Origin of the sequence: Klebsiella sp. HMSC25G12, assembly GCF_001807705.1 — a bacterium.
Taxonomy (GTDB): domain Bacteria; phylum Pseudomonadota; class Gammaproteobacteria; order Enterobacterales; family Enterobacteriaceae; genus Klebsiella; species Klebsiella variicola.
This window is the reverse complement of the sequence record NZ_KV789927.1, coordinates 108,550-133,700: the sequence shown is the minus strand read 5'-3', so window position 1 is coordinate 133,700 and position 25,151 is coordinate 108,550. Positions and strand designations below refer to the sequence as shown.

General features: G+C 57.0%; 21 protein-coding genes. 16 read left to right on the top strand and 5 right to left on the bottom strand.

Features of this window, described 5'->3' with window-relative positions; translation table 11 throughout:
* From HMPREF3096_RS27295 to HMPREF3096_RS27285, 3 genes are all read left to right on the top strand, one after another.
* Nucleotides 1-519, top strand: a 519-nt coding sequence (locus tag HMPREF3096_RS27295; RefSeq protein ID WP_228704813.1) for a 4Fe-4S dicluster domain-containing protein, incomplete at its 5' end; no start/stop codon positions are given.
* Nucleotide 520: 1 nt separating this feature from the next.
* Nucleotides 521-1,384, top strand: coding sequence for a dimethyl sulfoxide reductase anchor subunit family protein (locus HMPREF3096_RS27290; protein WP_022066091.1), 864 nt, complete (start codon nt 521-523; stop codon nt 1,382-1,384).
* A gap of 275 nt (nt 1,385-1,659) precedes the next feature.
* Entirely contained in the window at nt 1,660-2,808 is a 1,149-nt protein-coding gene (locus HMPREF3096_RS27285) for an MFS transporter (RefSeq protein ID WP_008805851.1), read from the top strand.
* Nucleotides 2,809-2,973: 165 nt separating this feature from the next.
* Here HMPREF3096_RS27285 and pflA read toward each other — a convergent pair whose 3' ends face one another.
* The 4 genes from pflA to ycaO form a co-directional block, all read right to left on the bottom strand.
* A complete protein-coding gene (gene pflA, locus HMPREF3096_RS27280; RefSeq protein ID WP_002898145.1) occupies nt 2,974-3,714 on the bottom strand; it encodes a pyruvate formate lyase 1-activating protein in 741 nt (246 codons plus the stop codon).
* Nucleotides 3,715-3,905: 191 nt separating this feature from the next.
* The gene (gene pflB / locus HMPREF3096_RS27275; RefSeq protein ID WP_008805852.1) at nt 3,906-6,188 is read right to left on the bottom strand and encodes a formate C-acetyltransferase; all 2,283 of its coding nucleotides are present in this window, start codon (nt 6,186-6,188) and stop codon (nt 3,906-3,908) included.
* Nucleotides 6,189-6,239: 51 nt separating this feature from the next.
* Entirely contained in the window at nt 6,240-7,097 is an 858-nt protein-coding gene (gene focA, locus HMPREF3096_RS27270; protein WP_008805853.1) for a formate transporter FocA, read from the bottom strand.
* 384 nt (nt 7,098-7,481) lie between these two features.
* Nucleotides 7,482-9,242 (bottom strand): 30S ribosomal protein S12 methylthiotransferase accessory factor YcaO, encoded by a 1,761-nt coding sequence (ycaO, locus tag HMPREF3096_RS27265; RefSeq protein WP_012968619.1) that lies wholly within the window; start codon nt 9,240-9,242, stop codon nt 7,482-7,484.
* Nucleotides 9,243-9,358: 116 nt separating this feature from the next.
* Here ycaO and HMPREF3096_RS27260 point away from each other — a divergent pair, with 116 nt between their 5' ends.
* The 13 genes from HMPREF3096_RS27260 to HMPREF3096_RS27200 all read left to right on the top strand — a co-directional run bounded on the left by HMPREF3096_RS27260 (nt 9,359) and on the right by HMPREF3096_RS27200 (nt 24,325).
* On the top strand, nt 9,359-10,051 hold the full coding sequence (locus tag HMPREF3096_RS27260; RefSeq protein ID WP_012542321.1) for a DUF421 domain-containing protein: 693 nt from the start codon (nt 9,359-9,361) through the stop codon (nt 10,049-10,051).
* Between the two features lie 188 nt (nt 10,052-10,239).
* Entirely contained in the window at nt 10,240-11,328 is a 1,089-nt protein-coding gene (serC, locus tag HMPREF3096_RS27255; protein ID WP_032729870.1) for a 3-phosphoserine/phosphohydroxythreonine transaminase, read from the top strand.
* A gap of 73 nt (nt 11,329-11,401) precedes the next feature.
* Nucleotides 11,402-12,685 carry a 3-phosphoshikimate 1-carboxyvinyltransferase gene (gene aroA, locus HMPREF3096_RS27250; RefSeq protein WP_032729872.1) on the top strand — a complete coding sequence of 428 codons (1,284 nt, stop codon included), beginning with the start codon at nt 11,402-11,404 and terminating at the stop codon, nt 12,683-12,685.
* A 174-nt stretch (nt 12,686-12,859) separates the two neighbouring features.
* Nucleotides 12,860-13,543 carry a (d)CMP kinase gene (gene cmk / locus HMPREF3096_RS27245; RefSeq protein WP_012542319.1) on the top strand — a complete coding sequence of 228 codons (684 nt, stop codon included), beginning with the start codon at nt 12,860-12,862 and terminating at the stop codon, nt 13,541-13,543.
* Nucleotides 13,544-13,676: 133 nt separating this feature from the next.
* The gene (gene rpsA / locus HMPREF3096_RS27240) at nt 13,677-15,350 is read left to right on the top strand and encodes a 30S ribosomal protein S1 (protein ID WP_002898162.1); all 1,674 of its coding nucleotides are present in this window, start codon (nt 13,677-13,679) and stop codon (nt 15,348-15,350) included.
* A 151-nt stretch (nt 15,351-15,501) separates the two neighbouring features.
* Nucleotides 15,502-15,789 carry an integration host factor subunit beta gene (gene ihfB, locus HMPREF3096_RS27235; protein WP_004100704.1) on the top strand — a complete coding sequence of 96 codons (288 nt, stop codon included), beginning with the start codon at nt 15,502-15,504 and terminating at the stop codon, nt 15,787-15,789.
* Nucleotides 15,790-15,994: 205 nt separating this feature from the next.
* Nucleotides 15,995-18,259, top strand: coding sequence for a ComEC family protein (locus tag HMPREF3096_RS27230; protein ID WP_048293415.1), 2,265 nt, complete (start codon nt 15,995-15,997; stop codon nt 18,257-18,259).
* 36 nt (nt 18,260-18,295) lie between these two features.
* Nucleotides 18,296-20,044, top strand: a complete 1,749-nt coding sequence (gene msbA, locus HMPREF3096_RS27225; RefSeq protein WP_004201387.1) for a lipid A ABC transporter ATP-binding protein/permease MsbA — start codon at nt 18,296-18,298, stop codon at nt 20,042-20,044.
* On the top strand, nt 20,041-21,021 hold the full coding sequence (lpxK, locus tag HMPREF3096_RS27220; RefSeq protein WP_016160566.1) for a tetraacyldisaccharide 4'-kinase: 981 nt from the start codon (nt 20,041-20,043) through the stop codon (nt 21,019-21,021). The genes msbA and lpxK overlap by 4 nt, the downstream gene beginning before the upstream one ends.
* Nucleotides 21,022-21,075: 54 nt before the next feature.
* Nucleotides 21,076-22,305 carry a winged helix-turn-helix domain-containing protein gene (locus HMPREF3096_RS27215; RefSeq protein ID WP_032729876.1) on the top strand — a complete coding sequence of 410 codons (1,230 nt, stop codon included), beginning with the start codon at nt 21,076-21,078 and terminating at the stop codon, nt 22,303-22,305.
* Nucleotides 22,306-22,368: 63 nt separating this feature from the next.
* Nucleotides 22,369-22,551 carry a protein YcaR gene (gene ycaR, locus HMPREF3096_RS27210; RefSeq protein ID WP_012542316.1) on the top strand — a complete coding sequence of 61 codons (183 nt, stop codon included), beginning with the start codon at nt 22,369-22,371 and terminating at the stop codon, nt 22,549-22,551.
* Entirely contained in the window at nt 22,548-23,294 is a 747-nt protein-coding gene (gene kdsB, locus HMPREF3096_RS27205; RefSeq protein WP_012542315.1) for a 3-deoxy-manno-octulosonate cytidylyltransferase, read from the top strand. Before ycaR ends, kdsB begins: the two co-directional genes overlap by 4 nt.
* 137 nt (nt 23,295-23,431) lie before the next feature.
* Nucleotides 23,432-24,325, top strand: coding sequence for a YcbJ family phosphotransferase (locus HMPREF3096_RS27200; RefSeq protein WP_008805863.1), 894 nt, complete (start codon nt 23,432-23,434; stop codon nt 24,323-24,325).
* On the opposite strand, the gene elyC is transcribed toward HMPREF3096_RS27200, so the two are convergent.
* On the bottom strand, nt 24,302-25,081 hold the full coding sequence (elyC, locus tag HMPREF3096_RS27195; RefSeq protein ID WP_008805864.1) for an envelope biogenesis factor ElyC: 780 nt from the start codon (nt 25,079-25,081) through the stop codon (nt 24,302-24,304). The two genes, HMPREF3096_RS27200 and elyC, sit on opposite strands and share 24 nt — an antisense overlap.
* Between the last annotated feature and the right edge of the window lie 70 nt (nt 25,082-25,151).

Below are 25,151 nucleotides of genomic sequence, written 5' to 3'. Positions count from 1 at the left end.
GTCAGCTTCCGCCGCATCTATGAGTATGCCGGTGGCGACTGGCAGGAGGATAACGGTGTCTGGAATCAGAACGTTTTTGCTTATTACCTCTCCATCGCCTGTAACCACTGCGAAGATCCGGCCTGCACCAAGGTCTGTCCGAGCGGGGCAATGCACAAGCGTGAAGATGGTTTTGTTGTGGTCAACGAAGAGGTATGCATTGGCTGCCGTTACTGCCATATGGCCTGCCCGTACGGCGCCCCGCAGTACAACGCCGACAAGGGCCACATGACCAAGTGCGACGGTTGCCATGAGCGCGTCGCCGAGGGGAAAAAGCCGATCTGCGTCGAGTCCTGCCCGCTGCGGGCGCTTGATTTCGGGCCGATTGCCGAGCTGCGCGCTAAGCATGGCCAGCTGGCCGCGGTAGCCCCGCTGCCGTCGGCGCACTTTACCAGGCCGAGTATCGTTATTAAACCTAACGCCAATGCCCGGCCGTGTGGCGATACCACCGGTTACCTGGCGAATCCGAAGGAGGTGTGAGATGGGAAACGGATGGCATGAATGGCCGCTGATGATCTTTACTGTCTTCGGCCAGTGCGTCGCGGGCGGGTTTATCGTCATGGCCCTGGCGCTGATGACGGGCAATCTTTCTCGCGAGCAGGAGCAGCGCGTGGTTGGGAGTATGTTTGGCCTGTGGGTATTGATGGGGATCGGGTTTATCGCCTCGACAATGCACCTCGGTTCGCCGCTACGGGCCTTTAACTCGCTGAATCGCGTGGGAGCCTCGTCGCTGAGTAATGAGATAGCCAGCGGGGCGATCTTCTTCGCCGTCGGCGGGATTGGCTGGCTACTGGCCGTGTGTAAAAAACTGCCTGCCGGCCTGCGTAGCCTGTGGCTGATAGTCACCATGGTGCTGGGCGTGATCTTCGTCTGGATGATGGTGCGGGTATACAACACTATCGACACGGTGCCGACCTGGTACACCGTCTGGACGCCGCTGAGCTTCTTCCTGACGCTGTTTATCGGCGGTCCGCTGCTGGGCTACCTGCTGCTGCGCGTGGCAGGCGTTGACGGTTGGGCGCTGCGCTTGCTGCCGGTGGTTACTTTGTTGGCGCTGCTGGCGAGTATTGTCGTGGTCCTGATGCAGGGGAGTGAACTCGCCACTATCCGCAGTTCAATCCAGCAGGCCTCCGCTCTGGTGCCGGATTACGGGTTGCTTATGGCCTGGCGTATGGTGCTGCTGGCGCTGGCCCTGGCCTGCTGGTGCGTGCCGCAGATCCGCGGCCGCAAGCCGGCGGTCTCGCTGCTTAGCCTGGCGTTTGTTCTGGTGCTGGCGGGAGAGATGATTGGCCGCGGCGTATTCTATGGTCTGCATATGACCGTGGGGATGGCTATCGCCAGTTAATCGGCGTCATCATGCCGGCGGTCATACGCCGGCATGATGAAAACGTGCTGTCGATAGATGAAATTTTTCAACTGAAATCAACGTCGACATTTATTAATAAATTAAGAAAAACAACAGTGTATTATCTGTTGCCTCACCTTTACCCATTCTGTGGATAAAAAACTTCTATCGTAGCCTGCAAAACCGCATCACGCCTGATTTCAGGTGGATTGACAATGTTTTTAGCGGTGGCATGATGCGCTCGCGATCTGAACATTCCTCACGGTTTTTTACCCATGACCATCTACACCCGGCCAGTGCAAATGCTGCTCTGTGGCCTGCTTTTATTGACCCTGGCGATAGCGGTGCTGAATACGCTCGTCCCGCTCTGGCTCGCCCATGAAAATATGCCAACCTGGCAGGTCGGCATGGTGGGGTCATCCTATTTTACCGGCAATCTGGCCGGTACGTTGCTGGCTGGTTGGGTGATTAAGCGCCTTGGGTTTAACCGCAGCTATTATCTCGCGTCGTTAATTTTCGCCGTCGGCTGCGTAGGGCTGGGGATCACCGTTGGCTTCTGGACGTGGCTGAGCTGGCGGTTTATCGCCGGCGTAGGCTGCGCGATGATTTGGGTGGTGGTGGAAAGCGCGCTGGTCTGCAGCGGGACTTCCCGCAGCCGCGGCCGTCTGCTGGCGGCGTACATGATGGTCTATTATGTCGGTACCGTACTGGGCCAGCTGATGGTCAGTAAGTTACCTACCGATTTAATGAGCGTCCTGCCGTGGGTGACTGGCCTGGCGCTGGCGGCGATCCTGCCGCTGCTGTTCACCCGTATTATGGGACAGGCTGAAGAGCCGCACGAAACGGTACGTATCTGGCCAATGCTGAAGCTGCGCCAGGCGCGCCACGGGGTCAATGGCTGTATTATCTCGGGGATTGTCCTCGGTTCGCTGTATGGCCTGATGCCGCTGTGGCTGAACCATCAGGGTGTGAGCGACGCCGGCATTGGCTTCTGGATGGCGGTGATGGTGAGCGCGGGGATCCTCGGCCAGTGGCCGGTAGGGCGCCTGGCTGACCGCTATGGCCGTCTGCTGGTGCTGCGGGTGCAGGTCTTTGTGGTCATTCTGGGCTGTATGGCGATGCTGAGTCAGGCGGCAATGGCCCCGGCGCTGTTTGTGCTTGGGGCATCCGGTTTCACGCTGTATCCGGTGGCGATGGCCTGGGCCTGCGAAAAAGTCGAACATCACCAACTGGTGGCGATGAATCAGGCGCTGCTGATGAGTTATACCATCGGCAGTCTGCTGGGCCCGACCCTGACAGCAATGCTGATGCAGAATTTCTCAGACAATCTGCTGTTTATCATGATCGCCAGCGTGTCGTTTATCTATCTGCTGACCCTGCTGCGTAAAGCCGGGCATCATCCGACGCCGGTGGCGCACGCATAACCATTCTGACGTGCAGCGAAGGCTGCACGTCATCTGTTTCTATCGCATGTTTTCCACTGCAGAGAGACGGCATTGCGCTTTTCATGAGGATCAACGGCGGGGCTGGAATGATTTCCAGTGTCGCTTCGGGCTGGCGTAAGCGCACCACCGACCCTGATGAGGCTCTTAGTACATCACCTTGTGACCATACTGCTCAAGAATGCCTTTCACCCGCTCCATGGTCTCTTTTTTCGGCGGATGAACGCCGTCCAGCTTGTACTCTTCGCCCATCGCTACCCATTTGTGTTTGCCCAGCTCATGGTAGGGCAGCAGTTCAATTTTCTCGACGTTGCCCATATCGCGGGTAAATTCGCCCAGGCGGTGCGCGGAGTCATCATCGTCTGACCAGCCCGGAACCACGACGTAGCGGATCCAGACATTGATATTCTTTTTCGCCAGATACTGGGCAAACTCAAGGGTGCGGTGGTTGGAAACGCCGACCAGGTTCTGGTGGATCTCATCGTTCATCTGCTTAAGATCCAGCATGACCAGGTCAGTCACCTCCAGCAGTTCGTCGATAACCGGATCGTAGCGACGGACAAAGCCGTTGGTATCGAGACAGGTATGAATACCTTCCTTTTTACAGGCGCGGAACCAGTCGCGAACAAACTCCGCCTGCAGGATCGCTTCGCCGCCTGATGCCGTGACGCCGCCGCCGGAGGCATTCATAAAGTGACGATAGGTCACTACCTCTTTCATTAACTCTTCAACGGTGATTTCTTTGCCGCCGTGGGTATCCCAGGTGTCACGGTTATGGCAGTACAGGCAGCGCATCAGGCAGCCCTGGAAAAAGGTAATAAAGCGGATGCCCGGGCCATCAACGGTGCCACAGGATTCAAAGGAGTGAATGCGACCAATAACTGACATTGCGGTGTTTTCTCCAGATGTGGCCCATCCGGGGCCGTGTTGGTGCACAGCTCAGCGGCTGCGTCGAGTCTGTTTTGACAGGTACCCAAAGTATAGATAACTGGCAAAGCAGGCTGGGGCGGGGATCACTTGTTAAAAAGGCCCCACTGATGTGGGGCCTTTATTGTACGCTTTTTCAGTCAGACTGGGAATTACATGGTCTGAGTGAAGGTACGGGTAATAACGTCCTGCTGCTGTTCTTTGGTCAGGGAGTTAAAACGTACGGCGTAGCCAGATACGCGGATGGTCAGCTGCGGATATTTTTCCGGGTTTTCCATCGCGTCGAGCAGCATTTCGCGGTTCATGACGTTCACGTTCAGGTGCTGGCCACCTTCGATGGACGCTTCGTGGTGGAAGTAACCATCCATCAGACCGGCCAGGTTGGTCTTACGAACTTCGTCATCTTTACCCAGCGCGTTCGGCACGATAGAGAAGGTGTAAGAGATACCATCTTTCGCGTAAGCAAACGGCAGTTTAGCAACGGAAGTCAGTGAGGCAACAGCACCTTTCTGGTCACGACCGTGCATCGGGTTAGCACCTGGTCCGAACGGCGCGCCAGCGCGACGACCGTCTGGGGTGTTACCGGTTTTCTTACCATATACCACGTTAGAGGTGATGGTCAGAACAGACTGAGTCGGGATAGCGTTGCGGTAGGTGTGCAGTTTCTGAATTTTCTTCATGAAACGTTCAACCAGGTCAACGGCCATGTCATCGACGCGAGCATCGTTGTTACCAAACTGCGGGTATTCGCCTTCGATTTCGAAGTCGATAGCCAGACCGTCTTCGTCACGAATCGGTTTAACTTTCGCATATTTGATAGCAGACAGGGAGTCAGCAGCAACGGACAGACCAGCGATACCACACGCCATGGTGCGGATAACGTCACGGTCGTGCAGCGCCATCAGAGAGGCTTCGTAGCTGTACTTGTCGTGCATGTAGTGGATGATGTTCAGCGCGGTGACATACTGTTTCGCCAGCCAGTCCATGAAGTGATCCATGCGATCCATGACTTCGTCGAAGTTCAGGACGTCGCCTTTGATCGGTTCAGATTTCGGACCTACCTGCATTTTCAGTTTTTCATCCACGCCGCCGTTGATAGCGTACAGCATGGTTTTCGCGAGGTTAGCACGAGCACCGAAGAACTGCATTTGCTTACCAACAACCATCGGGCTTACGCAGCATGCGATAGCGTAGTCGTCGTTGTTGAAGTCCGGACGCATCAGGTCATCGTTCTCATACTGCAGAGAAGAGGTATCGATGGACACTTTAGCCGCGAATTTCTTGAAGCTCAGTGGCAGTTTTTCAGACCACAGGATAGTAATGTTCGGCTCCGGAGACGGCCCCATGGTGTACAGGGTGTTCAGGAAGCGGAAGCTGTTTTTGGTGACCAGAGTACGGCCGTCAACACCCATACCGCCGATGGATTCTGTTGCCCAAATCGGGTCGCCGGAGAACAGTTCATCATATTCCGGGGTACGCAGGAAGCGAACCATACGCAGTTTCATGACCAGGTGGTCAACCATTTCCTGCGCGTCTTGCTCGGTGATTTTACCGGCCTGCAGGTCACGTTCGATGTAGATATCCAGGAAGCTGGAGGTACGACCGAAGGACATTGCTGCGCCGTTCTGAGATTTCACGGCAGCCAGGTAACCGAAGTAGGTCCACTGGATAGCTTCCTGAGCAGTCGTTGCCGGACCGGAGATGTCGTAGCCATATTTAGCCGCCATCTCTTTGATCTGACCCAGTGCACGGTGTTGTTCAGAGATCTCTTCACGCAGACGGATGGTCGCTTCCAGATCTTCGCCGCTTTCCAGTTTTTCTTGCAGAGACTGGAACTGAGCGTATTTGTCTTTCATCAGGAAGTCGATACCGTACAGCGCAACGCGACGGTAGTCACCGATGATACGACCGCGGCCGTAAGCATCCGGCAGACCGGTCAGCACGCCGGATTTACGGCAGTTCAGGATGTCTTTGGTGTAAACATCAAATACGCCCTGGTTGTGGGTTTTACGGTACTCGGTAAAGATTTTTTTCAGCATCGGATCCAGCTCGCGATTGTACGCTTTGCAGGAACCTTCAACCATTTTAATACCACCGAACGGGATGATCGCACGTTTCAGCGGCGCTTCGGTCTGCAGACCAACGATTTTTTCCAGACCTTTCTCGATATAGCCAGCGTCGTGAGAGGTGATGGTGGAAGCCAGGGCAGTGTCAAAATCAACAGGCGCGTGAGTGCGGTTTTCCTGTTTTACACCTTCCATTACGGTGTCCCACAGCTTGGTGGTCGCTTCAGTTGCGCCAGCCAGGAAGGATTCGTCGCCTTCATATGGGGTGTAGTTTTTCTGAATAAAGTCACGGACGTTGACTTCATTCTGCCAGTCACCTTTCGCAAAACCTTCCCAGGCTGTGGCTAACTTTTCATTAAGCTCGGACATGTAACACCTACCTTCTTAAGTGGATTTTTTATTTACTGCCTGAAACAACCCTTAGTGATGGTCGTTGCCACGCAGGTAAATGACCCAGTATGTCAACCCGACCAGCAAACCTCCGCCGATAATGTTTCCGATAGTCACCGGAATCAGGTTATCAGTGATGAAGTTCATAACGGTCAAGTGTGAGAAACTTTCCGGAGTTGAACCGATAGCGGTCCAGAATTCCGGGCTCGCAAAATTGCGGATTACGATACCCATCGGGATCATAAACATGTTGGCGATGCTGTGCTCAAAGCCGCTGGCAACAAACATCGCTACCGGCAGGACCATGATCATCGCTTTATCCATCAGGCTACGACCGGAATAGCTCATCCATACGGCGAGACAAACCATCAGGTTAGCGAGGATACCCAGGCTCACGGCCTCCACAAAAGTATGGTGCAATTTGTGGTCAGCGGTCTGCAGGACGTTTAGCCCCCAACCGCCGTTGGCAGTCATATATTCGCCTGATAACCACATCAGCAGCACAAACAGCAGTGCGCCCACCAGGTTACCAAAATAGACGTTGAGCCAGTTTTTTGCCAGTTGCCCCCAGGTGATTCGACCGCTGGCTTTCGCCACCACGATCAGCACAGTAGAGGTAAAGAGGTCAGCGCCGCAGATAACGCACAGAATCAGACCCAGGGAAAAACAGACCCCACCGATAAGCTTGGCAATCCCAAAAGGCATCGCGGCAGTGCCGGTGGTCGCGGTGATATAGAATACGAAAGCGATGGAGATGAAAACGCCAGCGGTGATCGCCAGATAAAAGGTCTTCATCGGATGCTTCGTTGCTTTATAGACACCTGCTTCTTCGGCGACTTTCGCCATCGCGGCAGGGAGCAAAAGATCAAAAGGGTTGTCAGCTTTCACACTAACTCTCTCTTTATATAAGTTGGCGGTGAGATACTAACAAAGCATTATAGAAGGGAAATTGATATAGATCATATCTCACCGGAACTATATGCCTTTTTAGTGTGTGGTTTTTGCTTGTTTGATGCTTAACTATTTGAATTTTTTATGGAAAATAAATTTTAAAATTTATAAGTTATGTTGAATTTTTTCGTTTTTGCCCCAGTATTTGAGTTAATTAAAATGGAGTATTTTATTTTAAATTAACAATTGGTAAATGATATAAGTGCGATATTTACTATTAATTAACTTTACAACTACAAACTATAGTGGCTCCCTCGCCAGGTTAAAATAACGGAGCCGCATCGGGCTCCGTTGTTGGCAAGCATGTTGGCGTATGGGGGCTTATTTTGCCCAGAACGCCGCTTTCGCCCGCTGCAGCTTTTCATACGCTTTCAGCAGCGACTGATGAGCCGGGAAGGCTTGCAGATCGCTGTCGACAGCCTGAAGGCCATAGAACGGGGCTTCGCCGCTCAGCGCAGCGCTGGCGGCTTCGACCGCATCGGCGCCATACATACGGATGAAGGCGTTCAGATACTGCAGCGGCTGACGCTCCTCTTCCTGGCTCAGCAGCAGCAGGGTCTGCAGGCAGCGATAGTAGTTTGCGCGCTCAGGGCTGAAGACAGAGGCATTGAATTCCATGGTCCATTCGGTCCAGATCAGCGCCTGTTCCAGATCGCCGCCAGCCAGGGCCAGCATCGCTTTCAGCTCGCCGACGCGCAGGGTATACCAGCCGTTGTCTTTCCCGGTGGCAAGGCCCAGCAGTTCGCGAACGCGGGTGAAATCATCCAGGCCTTCGTCATCCATTTGTTCGATGAGCGCCAGATAATCTTCTTTTTCCCACTCGCTGCCCGGCAGAGACAGAATGGTGTCCCGCAGATGGGCGCCCATGCTGTTGTTTGCCAGCCACAGGTCTTCTGCCGGATAAATATCCGACATGCCCGGAACGATGATACGGCAGGCGTAAACGCCCAGATGCTCGTAGTCGGCAATGTACACTTCTTTATCTTCGGCCTTGAAGATGGCCATCAGGGTGGCGAACTCTTCTTCGGTGGTGCCGGAGAAACTCCAGTCAACGAACGGATAGTCGGCATCCTGCTTGAACATATCCCAGGAGATCAGGCCGCTGGAGTCGATGAAGTGGGTTTCGAGGTTCGCGTGCTCGGCGACTTCTTCGTCATCAAAGGTCGGCGGCGTAAAGACATCAAGGTCTTTCAGGCTGCGACCCTGCAGCAGTTCTGTGACGGTACGCTCCAGCGCCACGCCGAAGTCCGGGTGGGCGCCAAAGGAAGCGAAGCAGGTGCCGTTAGTCGGGTTAAACAGCACGACGCAGATAACCGGGTATTTGCCGCCCAGCGAACCATCGTAGGCGAAAATCGGGAAGCCTTCGGCTTCAAGTTTTGCGATCGACTCCACGACGCCAGGATAGCGCGCCATGACTTCCGCCGGGATCTCCGGCAGGCTGATGCTCTCTGCGATGATGCGGTTTTTTATGTGACGTTCAAAGACCTCTGACAGGCCCTGCACACGTGCTTCATTCGGGGTATTCCCTGCAGACATACCGTTGGATACGTACAAGTTGCCAACGATATTCATCGGAATATAGACGGTTTCGCCGTCGGACTGGCGGGTAAAGGGCAGGCCGCATACGCCGCGCTCATCGTTCCCCGACTGCAGATCCACCAGCATGCTGGCGGTCAGCTGATCGTCCGGATCGTAGAACGCGAGCAGACGGGCATCCAGCAGACCTTCCGGGACATCGTCGTTTTCGGTCAGCGGGAACCACTTTTCGTTCGGGTAGTGAACAAACGGGCCATTAGCGATAGTGTCGCCTAACCAGAAGTCGGCGAAGAAATAGTTGGTGGACAGGCGCTCGAAATATTCGCCCAGCGCGGAGGCCAGGGCTGCCTTTTTGGTGGCGCCTTTACCATTGGTAAAGCACAGCGCGCATTCTTTATCGCGAATGTGAACGGACCACACGTGCGGCACCGGGTTCAGCCACGAGGCCTCTTCGATATCAAATCCGAGGTCGAGCAATTTCTGCTGGAAGCGAGCGATGGAATCTTCCAGGGCGGCATCTTTGCCGGGAATAAACGTTTGGGTCATGGCGATCACTTTTGTCGTACGGAAAGCGCGCAATGATACGGCTTTTATCTGACAGGTGCTATCTCCATCATCTGGCTATGCTTAGAGGCAACTTATGACCCACAGGGAGATGATAGATGAAAGCCTTTGACTGGCAGCGGATGGCGCTCGATAAAGTGCCGGTGGAGTTTCTTGCCGAGGTGGCGTTGCGCAGCCTCTATACCTTCGTTCTGGTCTTTATTTTCCTCAAGATTACCGGACGGCGCGGCGTGCGGCAGATGTCGCTGTTCGAGGTGTTGATTATTCTGACCCTCGGTTCGGCGGCAGGGGACGTGGCGTTTTATGACGATGTACCGCTACTGCCGGTGCTGGTGGTCTTCATCACGCTGGCGCTGCTGTATCGCGGCATCATGTGGCTGATGGGGCACAGCGAAAAGCTGGAGGATCTCCTGGAAGGTAAACCTATCGTGGTGGTCGAGGAGGGGCAGTTGGCGTGGGAGAAGCTGCATGCGGAAAACATGACCGAATTCGAATTCTTTATGGAGCTGCGGGTCAACAGCGTCGAGCAGCTTGGCCAGGTCCGGCTGGCGATCCTTGAAACCAACGGGCAGATCAGCGTGTTTTATTATCCGGATGAAGAGGTCAGAGCGGGGTTGTCTATCCTGCCTACCCACTGTACTGCGCGTTACACCACGATTCCGCAGGAGGGGATCTATGCCTGCGTACGCTGCAGCATCGTGATGGCGATGCAGGCGGGAGAAAAGCGAATATGTTCCCGCTGCGCAAATGCAGAATGGTCGAAGGCCAGCCGAGCGAAACGACTCACCTGACAGCAAATATGTCGGTTTTATTACGTCAAGCCGATAGATTCTGTTGTGTGACGGTGGCCGCGTTTTACCGTCGGCGAGTTTTAGCCATTGCGGACCGTGTCACTGAATGATAAAACCGATAGCCACAGGAATAACTTATGCCCGCGGCGGTTCGCGGGCAAAACAACATAGCAACGTGGTGAGGGGAAATGGCTCAGGTCTATAACTTCAGTTCGGGCCCGGCAATGCTGCCGGCGGAAGTACTCAAACTGGCTCAGCAAGAACTGTGCGACTGGCACGGTCTGGGTACGTCGGTCATGGAGATCAGTCACCGTGGTAAGGAGTTTATCCAGGTGGCAGAAGAGGCAGAACAGGACTTCCGCTCTCTGCTGAATATCCCTTCCAACTATAAAGTTTTGTTCTGCCACGGCGGCGGCCGCGGCCAGTTCGCGGGGATCCCGCTGAACATCCTCGGCGATAAAAACGTCTCTGACTATGTGGACGCCGGCTACTGGGCCGCCAGCGCGGTCAAAGAGGCGAAGAAATACTGCGCGCCTAACGTCATCGACGCGAAAATCACTGTCGATGGCAAGCGAGCTGTTACGCCGATGAGCGAGTGGCAGCTGACGCCGGGCGCGGCCTATCTGCATTACTGCCCGAACGAAACCATTGACGGTATCGCGATTGATGATACGCCGAATTTCGGCGACGACGTCATCGTCGCTGCTGATTTCTCCTCCACCATTCTGTCCCGCGAAATTGACGTCAACCGCTTCGGTGTAATCTACGCCGGCGCGCAGAAAAATATTGGCCCGGCAGGGCTGACGCTGGTCATCGTGCGTGAAGATCTGCTGGGCAAAGCCAGCGTGGCCTGTCCGTCGATCCTCGACTACACCGTGTTAAGCGAGAACGACTCGATGTTTAACACGCCGCCGACGTTCGCCTGGTATCTGGCTGGTCTGGTGTTTAAGTGGCTGAAACAGCAGGGCGGCGTCGCTGCGATGGATAAAATCAACCAGCAGAAAGCCGAACTGCTTTATGGCGTTATCGATAACAGCGGGTTCTACCGTAACGATGTGGCGCAAGCCAACCGCTCACGCATGAACGTGCCGTTCCAGCTGGCGGACAGCGCACTGGACAAACTGTTCCTCGAAGAGTCGTTTGCCGCCGGGCTGCACGCGCTGAAGGGCCACCGCGTGGTGGGCGGCATGCGCGCCTCCATCTACAATGCGATGCCGCTGGACGGCGTGAAGGCGTTAACCGACTTTATGCTGGACTTCGAACGCCGCCACGGTTAATCGCCTGTTTCTTTCTTCCTCCCCGCGGCCTGTCTGCGGGGTTTTTATTCTGTTTGTTTGAGAGTGAAGTTTGATGGAATCCCTGACGTTACAACCCATCGCACGCGTAGAGGGCACCGTGAACCTGCCAGGTTCGAAAAGCGTCTCCAACCGCGCGCTGCTGCTGGCCGCTCTGGCCCGCGGCACGACGGTGCTGACCAACCTGCTGGACAGCGACGATGTGCGCCATATGCTGAATGCCCTGAGTGCGCTGGGGGTTCAATATACCCTGTCTGCCGACCGCACCCGCTGCGAAGTGACCGGCAACGGCGGCCCGCTGCGCGCTGCTGCGGCGCTGGAGCTGTTCCTCGGCAACGCCGGAACCGCGATGCGTCCGCTGGCGGCGGCCCTGTGCCTTGGCAGCAACGATATTGTGCTGACCGGCGAACCGCGGATGAAAGAGCGCCCGATCGGCCATCTGGTGGATGCCCTGCGTCAGGGCGGCGCTCAGATCGACTATCTTGAGCAGGAAAATTATCCACCGCTACGCCTGCGCGGCGGTTTTCAGGGCGGGAACGTCGAGGTTGACGGCAGCGTCTCCAGTCAGTTCCTGACCGCGCTGCTGATGACCGCGCCGCTGGCGCCGCAGGATACCGTGATCGCCATTAAGGGCGATCTGGTGTCGAAACCCTATATCGACATTACGCTGCACCTGATGAAAACCTTCGGCGTTGAGGTGGACAATCAGTCTTATCAGCGTTTTGTGGTGCGCGGCAAGCAGCAGTATCAGTCGCCAGGGGATTACCTGGTGGAAGGCGATGCTTCCTCGGCCTCGTATTTCCTCGCCGCTGGCGCCATTAAGGGCGGCACGGTAAAAGTCACCGGTATCGGCCGCGGCAGTGTGCAGGGCGATATCCGTTTCGCCGACGTCCTGGAGAAAATGGGCGCTACCGTGACCTGGGGCGACGATTTTATCGCCTGCACCCGCGGCGAGCTCAAGGCTATCGATATGGATATGAACCATATCCCGGACGCGGCGATGACCATCGCCACCGCCGCGCTGTTCGCGCAAGGGACCACTACGCTGCGCAATATCTACAACTGGCGGGTCAAAGAGACGGACCGTCTGTTCGCCATGGCGACCGAGTTGCGTAAAGTAGGCGCCGAGGTGGAAGAGGGTGAAGATTATATTCGCATCACCCCGCCGGCAAAGTTGAAATATGCTGAAATCGGCACCTATAACGACCACCGGATGGCGATGTGCTTCTCGCTGGTGGCGCTGTCTGATACGCCGGTGATCATCCTTGATCCCAAATGTACGGCCAAAACGTTCCCGGACTATTTTGAGCAACTGGCGCGGATCAGTACCCTCGCCTGAGTAAAACTTTGTCATCCCGCGGGCTGATGTCCTGTCAGCCCGCTATAATTGCGCAAAACTTCTGCTTTTCATTTCCTGTAGTCCGTAATTTACAAGCAATGCTCACTTTCCGGCGTATTGATGCGTATAATGCGCGGCGTTTATATTCCATGCGCCTTGCTGAAGGAGAAAAAGATGACGGCGAATATTCCGGTAATCACCATTGATGGGCCTGGCGGTGCGGGTAAAGGTACGTTGTGCAAGGCAATGGCGGAAGCGCTGGGCTGGCATCTGTTAGATTCAGGCGCGATCTACCGCGTTCTGGCGCTGGCGGCGCTGCATCATCATGTTGACGTAGAGTCCGAAGAGGCGCTGGTGCCCCTGGCGGCCCATCTTGACGTGCGCTTTATTTCTACTGACGGCACCCTGGAAGTGGTGCTGGAAGGGGAAGATGTCAGCGGCGAAATTCGCACTCAGGAGGTCGCCAATGCCGCCTCGAAAGTGGCCGCTTTCCCCCGCGTTCGCGAAGCGCTGCTGCGCCGCCAGCGTGCTTTCCGTGAACTGCCGGGGCTCATCGCCGACGGGCGCGATATGGGCACGGTGGTTTTCCCGGACGCGCCGGTGAAAATTTTCCTCGATGCCTCGGCCGATGAGCGGGCGCATCGCCGCATGCGGCAGTTGCAGGAAAAGGGCTTTGATGTTAACTTTGAACGTCTTTTGTCCGAGATAAAAGAGCGTGACGATCGCGACCGAAATCGCGCCGTGGCGCCGCTTGTCCCGGCTGCCGATGCATTAGTTCTCGATTCAACAGAACTAAACATTGAGCAAGTGATTGAAAAAGCGCTACAATATGCGCGCGAAAAATTGGCCGTTGCGTGAGCCTTAACCGGTAGCGCGCCGAAGCCTCCGAATTATAGCAGTACCCCGCGGCAATGGATGGTCAGCGGGTATGTGAAACAACCCCATCCGGCACGGAGCCAGGTGGACGTTAATATTAACCTGAAGATTAAACATGACTGAATCTTTTGCTCAACTGTTTGAAGAATCCTTAAAAGAAATCGAAACCCGCCCGGGTTCCATCGTTCGTGGTGTTGTTGTTGCTATCGACAAAGACGTAGTACTGGTTGACGCCGGTCTGAAATCTGAGTCCGCCATCCCGGCTGAGCAGTTCAAAAACGCCCAGGGCGAGCTGGAAATCCAGGTTGGTGACGAAGTTGACGTTGCTCTGGATGCAGTAGAAGACGGCTTCGGTGAAACTCTGCTGTCCCGTGAGAAAGCTAAACGTCACGAAGCTTGGATCACGCTGGAAAAAGCTTACGAAGACGCTGAAACTGTTACCGGTGTTATCAACGGCAAAGTTAAAGGTGGCTTCACTGTTGAGCTGAACGGTATTCGTGCGTTCCTGCCGGGTTCCCTGGTAGACGTTCGTCCGGTGCGCGACACGCTGCACCTGGAAGGCAAAGAGCTTGAGTTCAAAGTCATCAAGCTGGACCAGAAGCGTAACAACGTTGTTGTTTCTCGTCGTGCCGTTATCGAATCCGAAAACAGCGCAGAGCGCGATCAGCTGCTGGAAAACCTGCAGGAAGGCATGGAAGTCAAAGGTATCGTTAAGAACCTCACTGACTACGGTGCATTCGTTGATCTGGGCGGCGTTGACGGCCTGCTGCACATCACCGATATGGCCTGGAAACGCGTTAAGCATCCGAGCGAAATCGTAAACGTTGGCGACGAAATCACTGTTAAAGTGCTGAAGTTCGACCGCGAGCGTACCCGTGTATCCCTGGGCCTGAAACAGCTGGGCGAAGATCCGTGGGTAGCTATCGCTAAACGTTATCCGGAAGGTACCAAACTGACCGGTCGCGTGACCAACCTGACCGACTACGGCTGCTTCGTTGAAATCGAAGAAGGCGTTGAAGGCCTGGTTCACGTTTCCGAAATGGATTGGACCAACAAAAACATCCACCCGTCCAAAGTTGTTAACGTTGGCGATGTTGTGGAAGTGATGGTTCTGGATATCGACGAAGAGCGTCGTCGTATCTCCCTGGGTCTGAAGCAGTGCAAATCTAACCCATGGCAGCAGTTCGCGGAAACCCACAACAAGGGCGACCGTGTTGAAGGTAAAATCAAGTCTATCACTGACTTCGGTATCTTCATCGGCCTGGACGGCGGCATCGACGGCCTGGTTCACCTGTCTGACATCTCCTGGAACGTTGCAGGCGAAGAAGCAGTTCGTGAATACAAAAAAGGCGACGAAATCGCAGCAGTTGTTCTGCAGGTTGACGCAGAGCGTGAGCGTATCTCCCTGGGCGTTAAACAGCTCGCGGAAGATCCGTTCAACAACTACGTTGCTCTGAACAAGAAAGGCGCTATCGTTGTTGGTAAAGTCACTGCAGTTGACGCTAAAGGCGCAACCGTAGAACTGGCTGACGGCGTAGAAGGTTACCTGCGTGCTTCTGAAGCATCCCGTGACCGCGTTGAAGACGCAACTCTGGTTCTGAGCGTTGGCGACGAAGTTGAAGCGAAATTCACCGGCGTGGATCGTAAGAACCGCGTAGTGAGCCTGTCTGTACGTGCGAAAGACGAAGCGGAAGAAAAAGACGCTATCGCTACCGTGAACAAGCAGGAAGACGCGAACTTCTCCAACAACGCTATGGCTGAAGCGTTCAAAGCAGCGAAAGGCGAGTAATCTTTGTCATTCAGGCAATAACAACCTGAATAGTGACGAGTTTACTTGACAGATTGCAGGATTCGTCCTGTAATCAAGCACAAAGGGCGGCTACGGCCGCCCTTGTTTAAGCTGTTAGCTAATTTTTGCCTTGAAGGAAACCGGAGGAATAATGACCAAGTCAGAATTGATTGAAAGACTTGCCAGCCAGCAATCTCACATTCCGGCGAAAGCGGTGGAAGATGCTGTTAAAGAAATGCTGGAACATATGGCCTCAACGCTTGCTCAAGGTGAGCGCATTGAAATCCGCGGTTTCGGCAGCTTCTCTCTGCACTATCGAGCACCTCGCACCGGACGTAACCCGAAAACTGGTGATAAAGTCGAACTGGAAGGTAAGTACGTTCCGCACTTTAAGCCCGGGAAAGAATTACGTGACCGCGCCAATATTTATGAAGAGTAAGTTGCACGACGTGCAACCTGCCTGATGATAAAAAAAGCACCTGCGGGTGCTTTTTTTGTGTCCGCGATTTACCTCCAGCTTCGCAAAAAAACCGTGCCTGACTGCAACAGATACGATTGTCTGGAAGGCGCTACGCACGCCTGAATTCAGCGGCGGGACGCCACCGTCGCTTTGCGTAACACTGCCTGCTCACAGGGAGGTGTTTATGCGTCTACCATGGCTTGCCGGATGCGCCAGCATCGCGATGCTGCCGCTACTCTGGCTACCCGTCTTGCCGGGCCCGCACGTTCTGGCGAGCGCGTGCCTTGCGGCGCTGTTGCTGACCCGCCTGCGCGGAACGGCCATGGCTTGTGTGGCGATGACGCTTCTGCTGATGATCTGGGGAGTATTGAGCGCGCATCAGGCGCTGTGGCCGACCCGGCACCTTACCGGCGCCATCCGGCAGGCGGAAGTGATCCTCAGCGAGACGGATGGCCAGGCCCTGCACCGTGGTCAGATTGTGCGCCTGGCGGGCCGCTACCTGTTTCCCCCGGTGGGCGTGACGCTGTACGGGGAACTTACACCTGCGCCCGCCTGTGCGGGTCAGCACTGGTTGATGACGCTGCGCCTGCGCCCGGTGCACGGGCAGCTCAACGACGGGGGCTTCGACAGCCAGCGTTATGCGCTGGCGCAGCACCGGCCGCTGAGCGGGGGGATTGTCGCAGCTTCCGCGCTGGATCCCCGCTGCAGCCTGCGCGCCCGCTACCTGGTGTCGTTGACCCGGCGTCTGGAGCCTTATCCCTGGCGTGCGGTGATGCTGGGATTAGGGATGGGGGAGCGACTGACCCTGCCGACGGCGATTAAGGTCCTGATGCAGAACACGGGCACCTCCCATCTGATGGCCATCTCTGGTCTCCATATCGCCCTCGCGGCTTCCCTTATCGTGCTCCTGCTGCGCGGCGTGCAGTATATTCTACCGGGCCGCTGGATCGGCTGGCGGTTGCCGCTGCTGGCCGGGCTGGTCGGCGCCGTCGGCTATGCCTGGCTGACCGGCATGCAGCCGCCGGCGCTGCGCACCTGCGTAGGGTTGGGCGTGTGCTGCGCCTTACGCTTGTCGGGCCAGCGCTGGACGGCGTGGCAGGTGTGGCTCTGCTGTCTGGGGGCGATACTCGTTACCGACCCGCTGGCGGTGCTGTCGCAAAGCCTGTGGCTATCCGCTTTCGCCGTGGCGGGGCTGATCTTCTGGTTTCAGTGGGTACCGTTTCCTGTTGGCCACAGGCGTTGGCCATGGAAGGCACTGTTCGCCCTCGTTCATTTGCAGGCTGGCGTGACGCTGCTGCTGGTGCCTCTCCAGCTCCTGCTCTTCCATGGCGTCAGCCTGACGTCCATGGCCGCCAATTTGCTGGCGGTACCCCTGGTGACCCTGCTGGCGGTGCCGCTTATTCTCGGCGCGATGCTGCTGCATCTCACGGGGCCGGGGATGGTGGAGTCGCTGCTCTGGCTGGCGGCCGATCGCGTGCTGGCGCTGCTGTTCTGGGGATTACGACATTTACCGGACGGCTGGCTACCGCTGGACGCCCGCTGGCTCTGGATCAGTAGCCTGCCTTGGCTGCTGGTGATGGGCTGGCGTTTTCAGAGCTGGCGGCATTTCACGGCCCTGTGTCTGAGCGTGCTGCTCCTGCTGATGCGGCCCTTCTGGAGGCCGTTTCCCGCGGACGAATGGCGGGTGACGATGCTGGATGTCGGGCAGGGGCTGGCGATGGTTATCGAACGTCACGGCAAGGCGCTCCTCTATGATACCGGGCCAGCATGGCCGCAGGGCGACAGCGGTCAGCAGGTGATTATCCCGTGGCTGCGCTGGCATCATCTGCAGCTGCAGGGCATTGTGCTAAGCCACGAGCATCTGGATCATCGCGGCGGCCTTAATTCAGTGCGGCAGGCATGGCCGCAGGCGTGGGTGCGCAGCCCTTTAGGCTGGACGCGTCATCTGCCGTGCCATCGCGGCGAGCGCTGGCAATGGCAGGGACTCAACTTCCAGGCCCTGTGGCCGCTGCCGGGCAGCACGGCAAAGGGTAATAATCACTCCTGCGTGGTGCGCATCGATGATGGTCGCTCCAGCATCCTGCTCACCGGCGATATAGAACGTCAGGCGGAGCAAGCGATGATCAGCCGTTACTGGCAGCATCTGACGTCTACACTTATCCAGGTTCCCCACCACGGTAGCAACACCTCCTCCAGCGAATTGCTGGTCCGCCGGGTAGAGGGTGCGGCCGCGCTGGCATCCGCTTCGCGCTACAATGCGTGGCGGATGCCCTCGTACAAGGTGGTTCAGCGCTATCGCCAGCGGGGGTATCGCTGGTTCGCCACGCCGCAGCAGGGACAGATAACGGTGGTTTTTTCCGCAGAAGGGTGGCAAATCCATAGCTTACGGGATCAAGTTTTACCACGTTGGTATCATCAGTGGTTTGGCGCGCCCGCCGATAACGGGTAGAATATGCGGCTATTTCAACACAAGCTGGTTTATTGAATGCAGAACGATAAAGATCTCTCCACGTGGCAGACCTTCCGCCGACTTTGGCCGATTATTGCACCGTTTAAAGCCGGGCTAATCGTCGCGGCGGTGGCGTTAGTGCTTAACGCGGGCAGTGACACCTTCATGTTATCGCTTCTTAAACCGTTATTGGATGATGGTTTTGGTAAAACGGATCGCTCAGTGCTGCTATGGATGCCGCTGGTGGTTATCGGGCTGATGGTGCTGCGTGGGATCACCAGCTACATCTCGAGCTATTGTATCTCCTGGGTTTCCGGCAAAGTCGTGATGACCATGCGTCGTCGCCTGTTCGGCCACATGATGGGCATGCCGGTGGCCTTCTTTGACAAGCAGTCTACCGGGACGCTGCTGTCACGCATTACCTATGATTCTGAGCAGGTCGCCTCATCTTCCTCCAGCGCGCTGATCACCGTGGTCCGCGAAGGGGCATCGATTATCGGCCTGTTCGTGATGATGTTCTATTACAGCTGGCAGCTGTCGCTGATCCTGATCGTACTGGCGCCGATCGTGTCGGTAGCAATCCGCGTGGTCTCCAAGCGTTTTCGTAATATCAGTAAGAATATGCAGAACACGATGGGGCAGGTCACCACCAGCGCTGAGCAGATGCTGAAAGGGCATAAAGAGGTGCTGATGTTTGGTGGCCAGGAGGTGGAAACCAAACGTTTTGATAAGGTCAGCAATAAAATGCGTCTGCAGGGGATGAAGATGGTTTCTGCCTCGTCTATCTCCGACCCGATCATTCAGCTTATCGCGTCGCTGGCGCTGGCCTTTGTCCTGTATGCCGCCAGCTTCCCGAGCGTAATGGACACCCTGACCGCCGGGACCATTACCGTGGTCTTCTCCTCAATGATTGCGCTGATGCGCCCGCTGAAGTCGCTGACCAACGTCAATGCCCAGTTCCAGCGTGGGATGGCGGCGTGCCAGACGCTGTTTGCGATCCTCGATTCCGAGCAGGAAAAAGACGAAGGTACGCGGGTCATTGAGCGGGCCAAAGGCAATCTCAAGTTTGAGAACGTCACGTTCACCTATCCGGGGCGCGAAGTGGCCGCGCTGCGCAATATCAATCTCGATATCCCGGAAGGGAAAACCGTCGCGCTGGTGGGGCGCTCAGGGTCGGGTAAATCGACCATTGCCAGCCTGATCACCCGCTTCTACGATGTTGACGACGGCCAGATCCTGCTGGATGGTCACGACCTGCGCGAGTACAAGCTGAGCTCGCTGCGCGACCAGGTGGCACTCGTTTCACAGAACGTGCATCTGTTCAACGATACTGTCGCCAACAACATCGCCTATGCCCGTACCGAAGAGTACAGCCGCGAGCAGATTGAAGAGGCCGCGCGAATGGCCTACGCCATGGATTTCATCAACAAGATGGACAATGGTCTGGATACGATCATTGGTGAAAATGGCGTAATGCTGTCCGGTGGCCAGCGCCAGCGTATTGCTATCGCCCGTGCGCTGCTGCGTAACAGCCCGATCCTGATCCTTGATGAAGCCACCTCGGCGCTGGATACTGAGTCCGAGCGAGCCATTCAGGCGGCGCTGGATGAGCTGCAGAAAAACCGCACCTCGCTGGTTATCGCCCACCGTCTGTCGACCATTGAGCAGGCTGATGAAATTGTGGTGGTTGAAGATGGGCGGATCGTGGAACGCGGAACGCACCACGATCTGCTGGAGCATAAGGGCGTGTACGCCCAGCTGCATAAGATGCAATTCGGCGAATGATCGCGCGCATTTGGTCCGGGGAATCGCCGCTGTGGCGCCTGCTGCTGCCGCTCTCCTGGCTGTATGGCCTGGTGAGCGCGGTGATTCGCCTCAGCTATCAGCTGGGGTGGCAAAAAGCCTGGCGCGCGCCGGTGCCGGTGGTGGTGGTCGGTAACCTGACCGCCGGCGGCAATGGTAAAACGCCGGTGGTGATCTGGCTGGTGGAGCAGCTGCAGCAGCGCGGTATTCGCGTGGGGGTGGTCTCTCGCGGCTACGGCGGTAAAGCCGACCGCTACCCACTGGTATTAACTGACCGGACCAGTACGGCGCAGGCGGGTGATGAGCCGGTGTTAATTCATCAGCGTACCGGCGCGCCGGTGGCGGTTTCTCCGCTGCGCAGCGACGCGGTGAAAGCGCTGCTCAGCGCGCACGATCTGCAGATTATCGTGACCGACGACGGGTTGCAGCACTATAAGCTGGCGCGGGACAGAGAAATTGTCGTTATCGACGGCGTACGCCGCTTTGGCAACGGTTGGTGGCTGCCTGCCGGGCCGATGCGCGAGCGGGCGTCGCGCTTGCAAAGCGTTGATGCGGTTATCGTCAACGGCGGCGTGGCGCGTCCGGGGGAGATCCCGATGCAACTGCGTCCAGGGATGGCGGTTAACCTGCTTACCGGCGAACGTCGCGATGTCTCGACTTTCACGAACGTAGTGGCGATGGCCGGCATCGGCCATCCGCCGCGCTTTTTCGCCACCCTTGAAAGCTGTGGCGTCCAGCCGGTCAAAACCGTGGCGCTGGCAGACCATCAGGCGCTGAGCCAGGCCGATGTCGCCGCCCTGGTAACCACCGGGCAGACGCTGCTGATGACCGAGAAAGACGCGGTGAAATGTCGCGATTTCGCCGCCGCAAACTGGTGGTATTTACCGGTCGACGCCATAATGGCCGATGAACGCGCACAGCGGTTGCTTGCGGACTTAGCGACGTTGGCGCAACGTTAACTGACGCGCCGGCTTTGCTCGCCGCTGTGCTGGAATTCCTGACGGAGAACCTGCATGTCGGTATTGCAATTATCGCTTAACGAGGCGCGCCACCTCCATCTCGCGGCGCAGGGGTTGTTAAAGAAGCCCCGACGTCGCGCTCGCCCGAAAGACATTCTTTCCACCATCCAGCAGATGTCGCTGCTGCAAATCGATACCATCAACGTGGTGGCCCGCAGCCCCTATCTGGTGCTGTTCAGCCGCCTCGGCAGCTATCCGCAGCACTGGCTGGATGAGTCGTTGCGCAGCGGCGAGCTAATGGAATACTGGGCGCATGAAGCCTGCTTTCTACCGCGCAGCGATTTCGCCCTGGTGCGCCATCGCATGTTGAATCCCGACAATATGGGCTGGAAATACCATCGCGCGTGGATGGAGGAGCATGCCGGGAGTATTGCAGAGCTGCTGGCGCATATCGGGCAAAACGGCCCGGTTCGCTCGGCGGATTTTACCCACCCGCGCAAAGGCGCCAGCGGCTGGTGGGAGTGGAAACCGCATAAGCGCCATCTGGAAGGGCTGTTTACCGCCGGCGAAGTGATGGTGGTGGAACGACGCAATTTTCACCGCGTGTATGATTTAACCCGGCGGGTGATGCCGGACTGGGATGACGAACGCGACGCGCTGTCCCGCGAAGACGCAGAGGCCATCATGCTGCGCAACAGCGCCCGCAGCCTCGGTATCTTTCGTCCCCAGTGGTTGGCCGATTACTATCGCTTGCGCCAGCCGTCGCTACCGGGTCTGCTGGCTGCCTGGCAGGAAGAGGGCCTGGTGGTGCCGGTTAACGTGGAAGCACTCGGCGAGATGTGGTTGCATCGCGACGCGCTGGCGCAGCTTGAGTCAGCGCCTGGTGGTAAGCTGATCGCCAGCCATAGCGCCGTGCTCTCTCCTTTTGACCCGGTGGTCTGGGATCGGAAACGCGCGGAGCAACTCTTCAACTTCAGCTATCGCCTGGAGTGCTATACCCCAGCGCCGAAGCGGCAGTATGGCTACTTCGTACTGCCCCTGCTGCACCAGGGAAAACTGGTTGGGCGGATGGACAGTAAAATACATCGCAAAAGCCAGGAGCTGGAGATCTGCTCTCTGTGGCTGGAGGAGGGTGTGAAGATCACCCGTGGCCTTGAGCAGGGGCTGCGCCGGGCGATTAACGACTTCGCGCGCTGGCAATCGGCGGAGCGGATCCTGTGCCGAGGCTTGCCGGAAGGGCTGTTTGTCGGCCAGGAGCAGGGGTGGGAAATCAACGCCGATTGATCCCGGCGCCGACCTTCCTGTGATATGCTGCTGTGAAATCTATCCGGTCCATCAGGAGGAAACATGGATCACCGTTTACTTGAAATCATCGCCTGCCCGGTCTGTAACGGTAAGCTGTATTACAGTCAGGATAAGCAAGAACTTATTTGCAAACTTGATAGTCTGGCGTTTCCGCTGCGCGATGGTATTCCTGTGCTGCTGGAGACAGAGGCCCGAGCGCTGACGGTTGAAGAGAGTCACTCATGAGTTTCGTGGTTATTATTCCTGCGCGTTTCGCCTCTACGCGCCTGCCGGGAAAACCACTGCAGGACATTAACGGCAAACCGATGATTGTCCACGTGCTGGAGCGCGCGCGCGAATCCGGCGCGGATCGCATTATTGTCGCCACCGATCATCCGGACGTGGCCAGCGCCGTTGAAGCGGCGGGTGGTGAAGTGTGCATGACCCGCGCCGATCACCAGTCCGGCACTGAACGGCTGGCGGAAGTGGTGGAGAAGTGCGCATTCAGCGATGACACTATCATCGTCAATATTCAGGGCGATGAGCCGATGATCCCCCCGGCGATCGTCCGCCAGGTGGCGGAGAATCTGGCGTCCAGCAGCAGTGGAATGGCGACGCTGGCGGTACCGATCCACGATGCGGAAGAGGCGTTTAATCCAAATGCGGTGAAAGTGGTGATGGATGCGCAAGGTTATGCGCTTTATTTCTCCCGTGCCACCATACCCTGGGATCGCGATCGCTTTGCCCACTCCCGCGAGACCATCGGTGATTCCCTGCTGCGTCACATCGGCATTTATGGCTACCGCGCTGGCTTTATTCGCCGCTATGTCAGCTGGGCGCCGAGCCCGCTGGAGCAGATTGAAATGCTCGAGCAGCTGCGGGTGCTGTGGTATGGCGAGAAAATCCATGTTGCCGTGGCGGCAGAAGTGCCCGGCACCGGTGTGGATACCCCGGAAGATCTGGAGCGTGTCCGCGCTGAACTGCGTTAATCCCCTGTCCCCTCCTTGCAGGGGGGGATATCCCCGCCGGTTTTTCGCTTTTTTTGTCCCTTTTTGATCTTATTCGATGACAACCCAGGTGCGGGCGCTCATTATGAAACCAGTAGTGTTCATAGGGGTAATCGACAATGGAACAGTTGCGAACCGAACTCAGTCACCTGCTTGGCGAAAAGCTGAGCCGGGTGGAGTGTGTCAGTGAAAAACCCGCTACGGCGCTGTGGTCCCTGTACGACGCGCAGGGAAACCCGATGCCGCTGCTGGCGCGCAGTTTCACCACGCCCGGTGTGGCGCGGCAACTGGCATGGAAGATCTCCACCCTCGCGCGCAGTGGTACAGTGCGCATGCCGGTGGTTTACGGCGTGATGACGCATGAAGAGCATCCCGGGCCGGATGTGCTGCTGCTTGAGCGCTTGCGCGGCGTTCCGGTGGAGGCCCCCACGCGCACACCAGCGCGCTGGGAGCAACTGCAGGAGCAAATCGTCGAGGCGCTGCTCGCCTGGCATCGTCAGGACAGCGGCGGCTGCGTAGGAATGGTCGACAATACCCAGGACAATCTGTGGTCGAACTGGTACCGCCAGCGGGTAGAGATGCTGTGGAGCACCCTGAACCTGTATCAGGATACCGGCCTGACGATGCAGGATAAGCGTATTTTGTTCCGCTCCCGCGAGTGCCTTCCGGAGCTGTTTCGCGATTTTAATGACAATGCCGTGCTGGTACACGGTAATTTCACCTTGCGCAGTATGCTGAAAGACCCACGCAGCGATCAGCTGCTGGCGATGGTGGGCCCGGGGATGATGCTGTGGGCGCCACGCGAGTATGAACTGTTCCGCCTTGCAGAAGGCGGCCAGGCGGAACAGTTGCTGTGGCGCTACCTGCAGCAGGCGCCAGTTTCCGAGGCCTTTGTCTGGCGGCGCTGGCTCTATCTGCTGTGGGATGAGGTGGATAATCTGGTCAATACCGGGCGCTTTGACCGCGCCCGTTTCGACCTCGCGACAAAATCACTCCTGCCCTGGCTCGCCTGAGCCACCTTTCAGCCATTGCCAGACACGACCGAGGGTTTCATAGCCGACCCGGTCGCTGTGCATCAGCCATACCGGGGAGGGGATGGCTCGTTCCCACGGATTAAGCGGCGAGGTCACCGCTAACTGATTTGCCGGCGCGGGCAGGGGATCCAGACCGGCATGACGAAAGAAAATCATCGCCCGTGGCAGGTGGGACGCCGAAGTGACCAGCAGGAAGGGCGCATCGCCGATGGCGCGCTTCACCGCCTGCGCTTCCTCTTCTGTATCTTTCGGCCGATCGAGCACGATGATATCGCTGCGTGGTACGCCGAGGCTCTCCGCGACTCTCGCCCCGGCCTCCGCCGTGCTGACGGGGTTGGTTTTTGCCGCCGCGCCGGTAAAGATCATTTTCGATCCGGGATTCGCCTGCCATAGGCGAATGCCCTCCGTCAGGCGCGGCAGGCTGTTATTGATAAGATTAGAGCTTGGCGCCCACTCCGGATTCCAGGTATAGCCACCGCCCAACACCACCACGTAGCTCACCGGCTGCTCGCCGCGCCAGGTGGGGTAGCTATCTTCAATCGGTTTCAACAGGCTGTCGGCCACCGGTTGCAGGCTCAGCAGCGCCAGCAGCAGCCAGCCGAGGCTCACGCATAGCTTGCCGGTACGTTGAAAGCGGCTGAACCATAACAGCGCGATCCCGATCCCGATCAGCAACAGCAGGGCGGGAAGCGGCAACAGCAGACCGCCGACGATCTTTTTTAGCGTGAAAAGCATGCCAGATGGTTCCTTTTTTAACCATATAACCAAAGTTATGTTCGGATCTTATAACAGATCGCTTCATTCT

Excerpts from the sequence above, each read along its gene's own strand:
- HMPREF3096_RS27290 (WP_022066091.1), top strand. The coding sequence starts at position 521 with ATGGGAAACGGATGGCATGAATGGCCGCTGATGATCTTTACTGTCTTC.
- ihfB (WP_004100704.1), top strand. The coding sequence starts at position 15,502 with ATGACCAAGTCAGAATTGATTGAAAGACTTGCCAGCCAGCAATCTCAC.
- HMPREF3096_RS27200 (WP_008805863.1), top strand. The coding sequence starts at position 23,432 with ATGGAACAGTTGCGAACCGAACTCAGTCACCTGCTTGGCGAAAAGCTG.
- HMPREF3096_RS27230 (WP_048293415.1), top strand. The coding sequence starts at position 15,995 with ATGCGTCTACCATGGCTTGCCGGATGCGCCAGCATCGCGATGCTGCCG.
- serC (WP_032729870.1), top strand. The coding sequence starts at position 10,240 with ATGGCTCAGGTCTATAACTTCAGTTCGGGCCCGGCAATGCTGCCGGCG.
- lpxK (WP_016160566.1), top strand. The coding sequence starts at position 20,041 with ATGATCGCGCGCATTTGGTCCGGGGAATCGCCGCTGTGGCGCCTGCTG.
- HMPREF3096_RS27215 (WP_032729876.1), top strand. The coding sequence starts at position 21,076 with ATGTCGGTATTGCAATTATCGCTTAACGAGGCGCGCCACCTCCATCTC.
- cmk (WP_012542319.1), top strand. The coding sequence starts at position 12,860 with ATGACGGCGAATATTCCGGTAATCACCATTGATGGGCCTGGCGGTGCG.
- msbA (WP_004201387.1), top strand. The coding sequence starts at position 18,296 with ATGCAGAACGATAAAGATCTCTCCACGTGGCAGACCTTCCGCCGACTT.
- ycaO (WP_012968619.1), bottom strand. The coding sequence starts at position 9,242 with ATGACCCAAACGTTTATTCCCGGCAAAGATGCCGCCCTGGAAGATTCC.
- pflB (WP_008805852.1), bottom strand. The coding sequence starts at position 6,188 with ATGTCCGAGCTTAATGAAAAGTTAGCCACAGCCTGGGAAGGTTTTGCG.
- kdsB (WP_012542315.1), top strand. The coding sequence starts at position 22,548 with ATGAGTTTCGTGGTTATTATTCCTGCGCGTTTCGCCTCTACGCGCCTG.
- pflA (WP_002898145.1), bottom strand. The coding sequence starts at position 3,714 with ATGTCAGTTATTGGTCGCATTCACTCCTTTGAATCCTGTGGCACCGTT.
- HMPREF3096_RS27285 (WP_008805851.1), top strand. The coding sequence starts at position 1,660 with ATGACCATCTACACCCGGCCAGTGCAAATGCTGCTCTGTGGCCTGCTT.
- rpsA (WP_002898162.1), top strand. The coding sequence starts at position 13,677 with ATGACTGAATCTTTTGCTCAACTGTTTGAAGAATCCTTAAAAGAAATC.
- aroA (WP_032729872.1), top strand. The coding sequence starts at position 11,402 with ATGGAATCCCTGACGTTACAACCCATCGCACGCGTAGAGGGCACCGTG.
- ycaR (WP_012542316.1), top strand. The coding sequence starts at position 22,369 with ATGGATCACCGTTTACTTGAAATCATCGCCTGCCCGGTCTGTAACGGT.
- HMPREF3096_RS27260 (WP_012542321.1), top strand. The coding sequence starts at position 9,359 with ATGAAAGCCTTTGACTGGCAGCGGATGGCGCTCGATAAAGTGCCGGTG.
- elyC (WP_008805864.1), bottom strand. The coding sequence starts at position 25,081 with ATGCTTTTCACGCTAAAAAAGATCGTCGGCGGTCTGCTGTTGCCGCTT.